The organism is Phenylobacterium sp. (assembly GCF_044372605.1).
Classification (GTDB): Bacteria; Pseudomonadota; Alphaproteobacteria; order Caulobacterales; family Caulobacteraceae; genus Phenylobacterium.
The window spans coordinates 1-8670 of sequence record NZ_JBILRO010000145.1 but is presented as its reverse complement, the minus strand read 5'-3'; the positions used below and the strand labels follow the sequence as shown (position 1 = coordinate 8670).

9 protein-coding genes are annotated in these 8670 nt (G+C 65.7%); 4 read left to right on the top strand and 5 right to left on the bottom strand.

The genetic code is table 11. From position 1 onward, the window contains the following. Together ACIQ42_RS12135 and ACIQ42_RS12130 are read left to right on the top strand one after the other, a co-directional pair. Positions 1 to 1448: putative PEP-binding protein (locus ACIQ42_RS12135; RefSeq protein ID WP_397422452.1), on the top strand; the 1448-nt coding region annotated here is incomplete at its 5' end. Further along, positions 1448 to 1882, top strand: a complete 435-nt coding sequence (locus ACIQ42_RS12130; RefSeq protein WP_397422451.1) for a hypothetical protein — start codon at positions 1448 to 1450, stop codon at positions 1880 to 1882. The genes ACIQ42_RS12135 and ACIQ42_RS12130, both read left to right, overlap by 1 nt. A 6-nt stretch (positions 1883 to 1888) precedes the next feature. Here ACIQ42_RS12130 and ACIQ42_RS12125 read toward each other — a convergent pair whose 3' ends face one another. Together ACIQ42_RS12125 and ACIQ42_RS12120 are read right to left on the bottom strand one after the other, a co-directional pair. Next, positions 1889 to 3607 carry an amidohydrolase family protein gene (locus ACIQ42_RS12125; RefSeq protein ID WP_397422449.1) on the bottom strand — a complete coding sequence of 573 codons (1719 nt, stop codon included), beginning with the start codon at positions 3605 to 3607 and terminating at the stop codon, positions 1889 to 1891. 224 nt (positions 3608 to 3831) lie between these two features. Further along, positions 3832 to 4947, bottom strand: a complete 1116-nt coding sequence (locus ACIQ42_RS12120; protein WP_397422448.1) for a beta-ketoacyl-ACP synthase III — start codon at positions 4945 to 4947, stop codon at positions 3832 to 3834. Between the two features lie 133 nt (positions 4948 to 5080). On the opposite strand from ACIQ42_RS12120, the gene ACIQ42_RS12115 reads away from it, so the two are divergent. Then, positions 5081 to 5470: a hypothetical protein gene (locus ACIQ42_RS12115; protein WP_397422447.1), complete on the top strand. Its 390-nt coding sequence runs from the start codon at positions 5081 to 5083 to the stop codon at positions 5468 to 5470. Next, positions 5467 to 6381 carry a sterol desaturase family protein gene (locus tag ACIQ42_RS12110; protein ID WP_397422446.1) on the top strand — a complete coding sequence of 305 codons (915 nt, stop codon included), beginning with the start codon at positions 5467 to 5469 and terminating at the stop codon, positions 6379 to 6381. The genes ACIQ42_RS12115 and ACIQ42_RS12110 overlap by 4 nt, the downstream gene beginning before the upstream one ends. 28 nt (positions 6382 to 6409) lie before the next feature. Here ACIQ42_RS12110 and ACIQ42_RS12105 read toward each other — a convergent pair whose 3' ends face one another. The 3 genes from ACIQ42_RS12105 to ACIQ42_RS12095 all read right to left on the bottom strand — a co-directional run. Beyond that, positions 6410 to 7213: a helix-turn-helix domain-containing protein gene (locus tag ACIQ42_RS12105; RefSeq protein ID WP_397422445.1), complete on the bottom strand. Its 804-nt coding sequence runs from the start codon at positions 7211 to 7213 to the stop codon at positions 6410 to 6412. Positions 7214 to 7266: 53 nt separating this feature from the next. Next, on the bottom strand, positions 7267 to 8229 hold the full coding sequence (locus tag ACIQ42_RS12100; RefSeq protein WP_397422444.1) for an NrtR DNA-binding winged helix domain-containing protein: 963 nt from the start codon (positions 8227 to 8229) through the stop codon (positions 7267 to 7269). Continuing rightward, positions 8226 to 8670 (bottom strand): HD family hydrolase (locus ACIQ42_RS12095; RefSeq protein ID WP_397422443.1); only part of this gene is annotated, 445 nt, incomplete at its 5' end. The genes ACIQ42_RS12100 and ACIQ42_RS12095, both read right to left, overlap by 4 nt.

Sequence of the window (8670 nt, the reverse complement as noted above, 5' to 3'; positions counted from 1 at the left end):
CGGCATCCCCCGGCGCGGCCACCGGCAAGGTGGTCTTCACCGCCGAGGAAGCCGAAAAGCTGGGCCTGGCCGGCGAGGCGGTGATCCTGGTGCGCGAAGAGACCAGCCCCGAGGACATCCGCGGCATGGATGCCGCCCGCGGCATCGTCACCGCCCGCGGTGGTATGACCAGCCACGCCGCCGTGGTGGCCCGCGGCATGGGCCGACCCTGCGTCTCCGGCGCCGGCGAGATCCAGATCGACAAGCGGGCCGGGGAGTTCCGGGCGCGCGGCAAGACCATCCGCGCCTACGACATTGTCACCATCGATGGCTCCACCGGCGAGGTATTGCAGGGCGTGGTCAAGATGATCGAGCCGGAGCTTTCCGGCGATTTCGGTGCGCTCATGAGCTGGGCGGACTCGGTTCGGCGACTGAAGGTTCGCGCCAACGCCGAAACCGCGCTCGACGCCCAGGTGGCCCGCCAGTTCGGCGCCGAGGGCATTGGCCTGTGCCGCACCGAGCATATGTTCTTTGATCCCGCGCGGATTGCCGCGGTGCGTGAAATGATCCTGGCCGATGATGTGGCGGGCCGAAAGGCGGCGCTGGCCAAGATCCTGCCGATGCAGCGCGCGGATTTTGTCGAGCTGTTCAAGATCATGGAGGGGCTGCCGGTGACAATCCGGTTGCTCGACCCGCCGCTCCACGAGTTCCTGCCGCACTCCGAGGATGATCTCACAGCGGTGGCGGAGGCCACGGGGCTTGACCCGACCAAGCTGCTGCGCCGCGCCCAGGAACTGCACGAGGTGAACCCCATGCTGGGCCACCGCGGCTGTCGTCTGGGGGTGTCCTATCCCGAGATCTACGAGATGCAGGTCCGCGCCATCATCGAGGCCGCCTGCCAGGTGGTCGCCGACGGCCGCCCGGCGCCGATCCCGGAGATCATGCATCCCCTCGTGGCCAAGGGCGAGGAGATGAAGTTCCTGCGCGAACTCACGGACCGGACAGCAAAAGAAGTGCTAGCCGAGCGTGACGTCTCCATCGAATACATGGTCGGCACCATGGTCGAACTCCCCCGAGCCGCCATCCGCGCTGGCGACCTGGCCGAGCACGCCGAGTTCTTCTCCTTCGGCACAAACGACCTGACCCAGACCACCTTCGGCATCAGCCGCGATGACTCCGGCCGCTTCCTGAACGCCTACATCGACAAGGGCATCTTCGAACGCGACCCCTTTGTCACCCTCGACCAGGAAGGCGTCGGCGACCTGATCCGCATCGCCACCGAGCGGGGCAGGGCGGTGCGCCCAGACGTCAAGCTGGGCATCTGCGGCGAACACGGCGGCGACCCGGCCTCGATCCAGTTCTGCGAGAGCGTGGGTCTGGACTACGTCAGTTGCTCACCCTACCGCGTGCCGATCGCAAGGTTGGCCGCAGCCCAGGCGGCGATCGGCGAGCGGGAGAAGGACCGGTAGTGACCGCACGCGCAGCGACCGTTTTCTGCGCGCTCTTCATCGCGGGCTGCGCCGCCCCAATCGAACAGCCGGGATGGTCTTGCGACGAGGGTGGAGGCGGCGTGATGTGCCATCCAGCGGACGGGCGGTTGCTGGGCTTTCGGGTAGGCATGAGCAAGGCTGAGGCGCTCGCCGCAGGGTGCGAGGCCTTGCTCATGGGGCAGATCAAAGAGTCGTCGACCTACTTCACGAAGATCGACGGCAGGTGCGTGATCGAGAAACGCGTCGCAGACATGAGTGGCAAGTGGGCGGTCTGGGACGGTTGGTCCTTCAAGCCGGCGCGAATGCGGCGGCATTGCTACGGGCCGGAAGGAGAGACGATGTTCGTCGACTTCGACAGAGCAAGCGGCAAGGTCAAGGCCGTCGGGGCCTATTGCTCGGTGACCATGCCCTAGCAGCGGCTACCAGCGCCAGTCCTTCGCGCTCACCCGGCAGCCGCCATCCTTCCAGCCAGTCCACCCGCGACCGCGCACCACCTGGCCCGGACGCGCCGTCGTGGCCTCGCCAAGCTCCAGCGCCAGCTGACCATTGACCACAACCTCGCTGACTCCCGTGGCGAACTGCTGCGGTTTCTCGAACGTGGCGTGGTCCTGGATCGTCGCGGGGTCGAAGACCACCACATCGGCATAGTTCCCGACCTTCAGCATCCCCCGGTCGCGCAGACCCAGATTGTGCGCAGGCAGGGATGTCAGCTTCCGAACCGCTTCGCCCAGCGTCAGCCGCTTCTCCTCGCGGACATATTTCGCCAGCAGCCGGGCAAAGTTCCCGTAGGCACGTGGGTGGGTCGACGAGAGCAGGAACGGCCCCTCCGGCGCGCGGCCCTCGGCGTCAGAGCCGAAGCTCATCCAGGGCAGGGCGGTCTGGCGCGCCACATTGGCTTCGTCCATCAGGAAGTAGATCACCTGCACCCGGCTGCCGTCCTCGATGACCAGGTCAATGGCGGCGTCCTGAACACTGACGCCCCGATCCTTCGCGACCTGCGCCAGGGTCTTGCCTGTCAGGGGTTTCAACGCCGGGTTCTTGAACCCCACCAGCAGGGTGCCCTCCGCGCCGGCCTGCAGCATCAGGTTCTCGAAGTTTCCCTTCGTGTCGCGCATTTCCGTCAGCACGCGAGCCCGCGTCGCTGGATCTTTCAGCCGCTGCGCCCAGGCTTCATAGCCGCCCGCCTGAACCCAGACGGGCATGGCCGCGTCCAGCCCGGTGGAGCCGGCAGGATAGTTGTACATGTCCGCCGTGATCCGCAGTCCCTCGGCGCGGGCGGCCTCTATGCGGGCGATCGCCGCGTCGAGTTTTCCCCAGTTGTCGCGGCCGGATTGCTTCAGGTGGTAAATCTCGGCCGGTGCGCCGGATCGCCGCGAGATCTCGATCAATTCGTCGATGGCCTCCAGCAGCCGGTTTCCCTCGGAGCGCATATGGCTGATGTACATGCCGCCGCAGCGTCCGGCCTCGGTGGTCAGCGCCACCAGTTCGTCGGTCTCGGCAAAGTTGCCCGAGGCGTAGATCAACGATGATCCAACCCCCATGGCGCCGTCTTCCATCGCCTTGACGACCAGTTGGCGCATCTGGAGAAGCTGCGCTGGCGTTGGGTCCACATTGCCTTCCCCCAGCACATGCACCCGCGCTGTCTCGGCGCCGATGAACGAGGCGACATTCACCGACACGCCTTTGGCCTCCAGGAACCGCAGGTACTCATCGAGGGTGGTCCAGTTGACCGGATACTTGATGTCGCCCTGCCGCTGCAGCGCCTCACGCTTCATCTGGGGGTTCAGCGGCCCCATGGAGTTGCCTTCGCCCATCACTTCCAGGGTCACGCCCTGCTTGAGCACCGACAGGCCGCGACCGTCCTGGATCAGGCTCTGGTTCGACCAGGAGAGCATGTTGATGAAGCCGGGCGTCACGGCCTTGCCCCTGGCGTCCACCGTCTTGGCCGCCTGGCCCTCGCAGGCGCCGACGCACACGATCCTATCACCCTTGATGGCGACATCGCCCCGCACCGGGTCGCCGCCCGAGCCGTCGTAGATAGCGCCGCCCCGGACGATCAGATCATAGGCCGGCGTGGCGGCGCCGGCGACCGCGCCTGCCAGCGCCATGGCTGTCCCAAGCAACGCCCCACGTAACATCGCTGTCTCCTCCCGCACGCTGGAACCTTACGGAGAATACACCTGACAACCGGCTCGCTGTCTGCATTTTCCCCGGCCAATGGCAACCGCGCCTCGTAGAGGTAGTGGTGGAGGGTACAAGCTACGCGCTCCGCGCCACAGCCATTCGAAACGTATTCGATGGATGGGGCCTACCCCTGCTACCCCCCGGCCTTCGGGCGAAACCCCCTGCGGGCGGTAAGGCCCTACCGCTTCCGGACAAACACCGTCCCGGCCGAGTATCCCGCCCCGAACGAGCAGATCAGGCCGGTCTCGCCTGCCGCAAAGTCATCACTGGCCTTGTGGAAGGCGATGATCGAGCCGGCCGACGAGGTGTTGGCGTACTCGTCCAGGATGATCACGTTCTCGCCGGGCGCCGGATCGCGGCCCAGCACGCGTTTGCCGATCATGACGTTCATGTTGATGTTGGCCTGGTGCAGCCACATGCGCTTCAGGGCGTGGGGATCGATGCCGATGTCGCCCGCGTGCTCGACGATCATTTCCGAGACCATCGGCACCACTTCGCGGAACACCTTGCGGCCTTCCTGGACGAACAGCTTGTCCGGCGCCCCGATGCCCTCAGGCGCGGCGCGGTTCAGAAACCCGAAATTGTTGCGGATGTTGTTGGAGAACTGGGTCTTGAGCCGTGTGCCCAGAATGTCCCAGCCGCCTGTCGCCTGATCCTCGGCCTCGACAATCACGGCCGTCGCCACATCGCCGAAGATGAAGTGACTGTCGCGATCCCGGAAGTTCAGGTGGCCCGAACAGATCTCGGGGTTCACCATCAGCACGGCGCGCGCAGAGCCCGACGCCACGAAGTCGGCCGCCGTCTTGATGCCAAACGTGGCCGATGAGCAGGCCACATTCATGTCAAAAGCGAAGCCCTCGATGCCCAGCGCCTGCTGCACCTCGATGGCCATGGCCGGATAGGCGCGCTGCATGTTCGACGCGGCGCAGATCACCGCGCCGATCTCGGAGACCGGCTTGCCCCAACGGTCGATCGCCTCGCGCGCGGCCTCGACCGCCATCTCGGCCAGGACCGAGATTTCCTCGTTGGACCGTTCCGGAATGTTGGGGGTCATCCGCTCAGGGTCGACCAGACCGCTCTTGTCCACCACGAACCGCGACTTGATGCCCGAGGCCTTCTCGATGAATTCGGCGGAAGAGGGAATCAGCGCCTGAACCTCTCCGGCCTCTATCTCGGCGGCGTGGCTCGCGTTGAAGCGCTCGACGTAGGTGTTGAAGGTTTCCACCAACTCGGCGTTGGAGAGGCTCTGGGGCGGCGTATAGAGCCCCGTGGCGGCGATCACCGCATTGATCATGAAACGTCTCCCGGACTTTGGGCGACTGATAGCACGACCGTGGCGGGCGTCACGGCCAGAGTCGCAGATCGCGTTTTCCTTGACCCCGATCCGTCGTCCGCCCAGGTTCGCGGGGACAACGGGCGGGGGCAGGGTGGACAAGGCCTATCTGATTCAACTGGCGGCTTCGACGGCGGCGGTGTCGGTGCTGGTGGGGTTGGCCGCCTGGGCAAAGATCGCCAGACCGGTCGGACCGCTGAACCTGGCGCGGGCGCAGGACATTCTGGCCGAGGAGTTCCCGGGGCGGTCCCTCGACCAGGTGTGGGTGGCCACCGATGGCGCGGGCGCACTTGCGCGGTCCGGGGGCATGGCGCTGGTGCTCTGTCGGGTGGGAGACGGCTTTGCCGCGCGGCAGATCCCCTGGGCCCAGGCGGTGTCGTCCAGCTTCCGAAATGGCCGTCTGCGTATCGATCTCTCGGACATTTCCGCACCTGTCGCGACGATCAGCCTGCCCTCATGGCCGCCGAAGGATCTGGCCGCGTGAACGACTTCAACCCGGTCCAGCTGGCGACGCCGATCTTCATCGTCACCATCATCCTGGAGATTGTTCTGGCGCGCCTGGGCAAGGCGAAGGCCAACTACGAGGCGCGCGACACGGCGGTGTCGCTGGGCATGGGGCTGTTTTCCGGCGCAGCGGGCCTGCTGACCGCCGGCCTCGTCGTGGCGGCTACGCTGTGGGTCTATGAGCATCGCCTGTTCGAGATCCCGATGACGGCGATCTGGGCCTGGGCGGCGATCTTCCTGCTTGAGGATCTGACCTACTACTGGTTCCACAGGCTCAGCCATGAGCGGCGCTTCTGGTGGGCGGCCCACGTCAATCACCACACGTCCCAGCATTACAATCTGTCGACGGCGCTTCGTCAGACCTGGACCGGCGGCGTCGCCGGGACCTGGGCGCTTTGGCTGCCGCTGGCCTTCCTCGGGTTTCCGCCGGCGATGATCGCCATCCAGAAGGGCATCAGCCTCGTCTATCAGTACTGGATCCACACCGAGGCGATCCGCCGGATGCCGAAGTGGTTCGAGGCGGCGTTCAACACACCGTCGCATCACCGGGTCCATCACGCCCGCAATCCACGCTACCTCGACAGCAACTATGCGGGCATCCTGATCATCTGGGACAGGCTGTTCGGCACATTCCAGCCAGAGCTGGACGAGGAACCCTGCCGCTACGGGACCGTGAAAAACCTGGCCACCTTCAATATCCTGCGCGTGGCCTTCCATGAGTGGATCGGCATGGCGGCCGACGTTGTGCGCCACCCGCGACACGCCCTGGGCTACATCTTCGGCCGCCCGGGCTGGAGCCACGACGGCAGTCGAGACACCAGCGTGACCCTGAAGGCGGCCTGGCGCCAGCAACAGGCCCGGGCCGCTCCGGAACCGGAAGCAGGAACCTGAAGCGCGACAATCTGACGTGGATACCGGGTCAGGCGACCGTCCTGGCCATGGATTGAATCGCAGCTGCCGTTTCGGCATTGGCGGGGAAGAAAGTCTCCAGGGTCAGCTCCGAGAGCGTGATTTCCGTGGCCGTACCAAAGACGGTTGTGGTGACGAGGAAGGACAGCAGCTGACCCTCGATCTGCATTTCCAGAGGCATGGCGATGCCGTCCAGCGGTGCGCCCTGGGTCGCCCGTGACCCGGCGGCGGATCCGGGAAAGGCGCGCAGTTCGCTCAACAGCGCCGCCAGTCCTTCGTCTGCCGTGATGTCGATTTCGCGCCGTAGCCGCTCCAGAATGTAGGTCCGCCAGACATCCAGATTGACGATGCGCGGCGCCAGTCCAAGAGGGTGCAAGCTCAGTCTCAGGACGTTGACCTGACCAGCGAGCAACTGAGGGTCGACCCCTGCCATCAGCGGCGCCACGGCGCGATTGGCCGCCACGAGATTCCAGCCCCGGTCAACGGCGAGAGCCGGGAAGGGTTCGTGACCGGTCAGGATCAGATCGACGGCCTTGCGGGCGGCGCTGAGGGCCGGGTGCCCAAGATCCCGCTGTGGAAACACCGGCGCGAAACCGGCGGCGACCAGCAAGGTGTTGCGTTCCCGCAGTGGAACTTCCAGCCGCTCGGCAAGGCGCAGCACCATCTCGCGGCTGGGCCGGGCGCGCCCGGTTTCCATGAAACTCAGATGTCGTGTTGAAATCTCGGCGTCGAGCGCCAGGTCGAGCTGGCTGAGATGGCGACGTTGCCGCCAGGTGCGCAATTGATCGCCAAGAGGGCTGGACAGCTGGTTCATGGCCGCAATGCTAGGGCGACATCCGCCTGCCATCCATGACCTTCTAGGTAATGCTATTCCCTCAGGAGAGGCAGGCTCAGTCCGGAAACTGGCCGTGCGCCCAGGATTTCCCGCCGAAACCGGAACAATTCGGCCGGGCGTCCGCCGGTCTCTGCGTCCAGGTGACCAAGGCCCTCGACCAGTTCGGCCCGCTCCAGCGCCCGCCGAAAGTTCTGCTTGTGCAGCGGCACGCCCGCGATCGCTTCCACGGTCCGTTGCAAGGCCGAGAGGGTGAAGGCGTCCGGCATCAGCTCAAACACCACAGGACGATACTTCAGTTTTCCGCGAAGCCGTCCCAATGCGGTAGCCAGAATTCTCCGGTGGTCGGAGATCATGGCCTCGCCGACGGCGGCGATCAGCTGGTCGGAGCGCGATGGCGCGGTCTCCCCGCGGTCGCGAGCGGCTTCCTGCACCAGCCCTGCTTCGTAGAGCAGTTCGTAGCGTTCGATCACCCGTTCCTCGTTCCAGGGTGCATCGTCGAGCGCAAACAACAGGCGTGCGCGGGCCAGCCGCTGGGCGTCGCCGCCGCTCCAGGCGCGCAACGCGGTCTCGATCGGGGCCAGGGCCGGGGGGCGTCCGATACGCCAGTCTTCCCAGGGGAAAATCTGCGACCAGGGCCGCCAGGTGCTGCCCGCAAAGTGGGTGTCTACGGCGGCCGGAGCCAGCGCAAGATACCCGATGGAAATCACCCGCGCCGCCGCATCGCCGTCGCCCAGATCGGCAAGCGGCGCGTCGCGACCCTTGTCGCCGAACGTATAGAGCTGCTCCACATACCCCAGATCGAACCGGGTCTGCTCGGTCACGAAAGCGCGCAATGCAAGCTCGAAAGTCCGGTGGCCATCGGGATCAAAAGGACCGAAAGGCAGGCCTGTCAGGTTGCCGCTGGCCGCCTTGTGGCGAACGGTCAGGGCCGCCGCCTCGCCATCCTTGATGGCCACCACCACAGCGGAAAGGCCGATAACCAGCGAACTGTTCATGGCGCACTGATGCCAGGCGTGGGCGCACGATAGCCGGCCGCCTCTGACAAGGCTTCGAAACGGCGCACATACCGGGCCTGTGCCGCGAAGGGCGCCTCCGGTTCAATGTGCAGACGGTAGCCGGGCGGTGGCGCACCAAAGATCTCGATCGCCTCATCTTGGGCAAAGCCCGCCAATTGCGTCGCCTCGAAGAAGGCGCAGGCACGGTCGGCCTGTTTGATCAGAACCTTGATCTCGGTGGGCGTTTTGGCTGGCAGGCCGAACCGGGTGTGAATCACATGCTCCAGCCGTTCCTCGAACAGCTTGTAGTCATACCCCAGCGCCGCCTTGAACGGCGAGATCATGTCGCCGATCACATACTCCGAGGCGTCGTGCAGCAGGGCGGCAAGACGCCAGCGCGGCGCAATATCGGGCTGCAGGTGCGCGACGATCTCCTCGACC

What these genes read in the sequence shown, in the direction of transcription:
- ACIQ42_RS12100 (WP_397422444.1), bottom strand. Translation starts at nt 8,229, where the DNA reads ATGAACAGTTCGCTGGTTATCGGCCTTTCCGCTGTGGTGGTGGCCATC.
- ACIQ42_RS12120 (WP_397422448.1), bottom strand. Translation starts at nt 4,947, where the DNA reads ATGATCAATGCGGTGATCGCCGCCACGGGGCTCTATACGCCGCCCCAG.
- ACIQ42_RS12125 (WP_397422449.1), bottom strand. Translation starts at nt 3,607, where the DNA reads ATGTTACGTGGGGCGTTGCTTGGGACAGCCATGGCGCTGGCAGGCGCG.
- ACIQ42_RS12105 (WP_397422445.1), bottom strand. Translation starts at nt 7,213, where the DNA reads ATGAACCAGCTGTCCAGCCCTCTTGGCGATCAATTGCGCACCTGGCGG.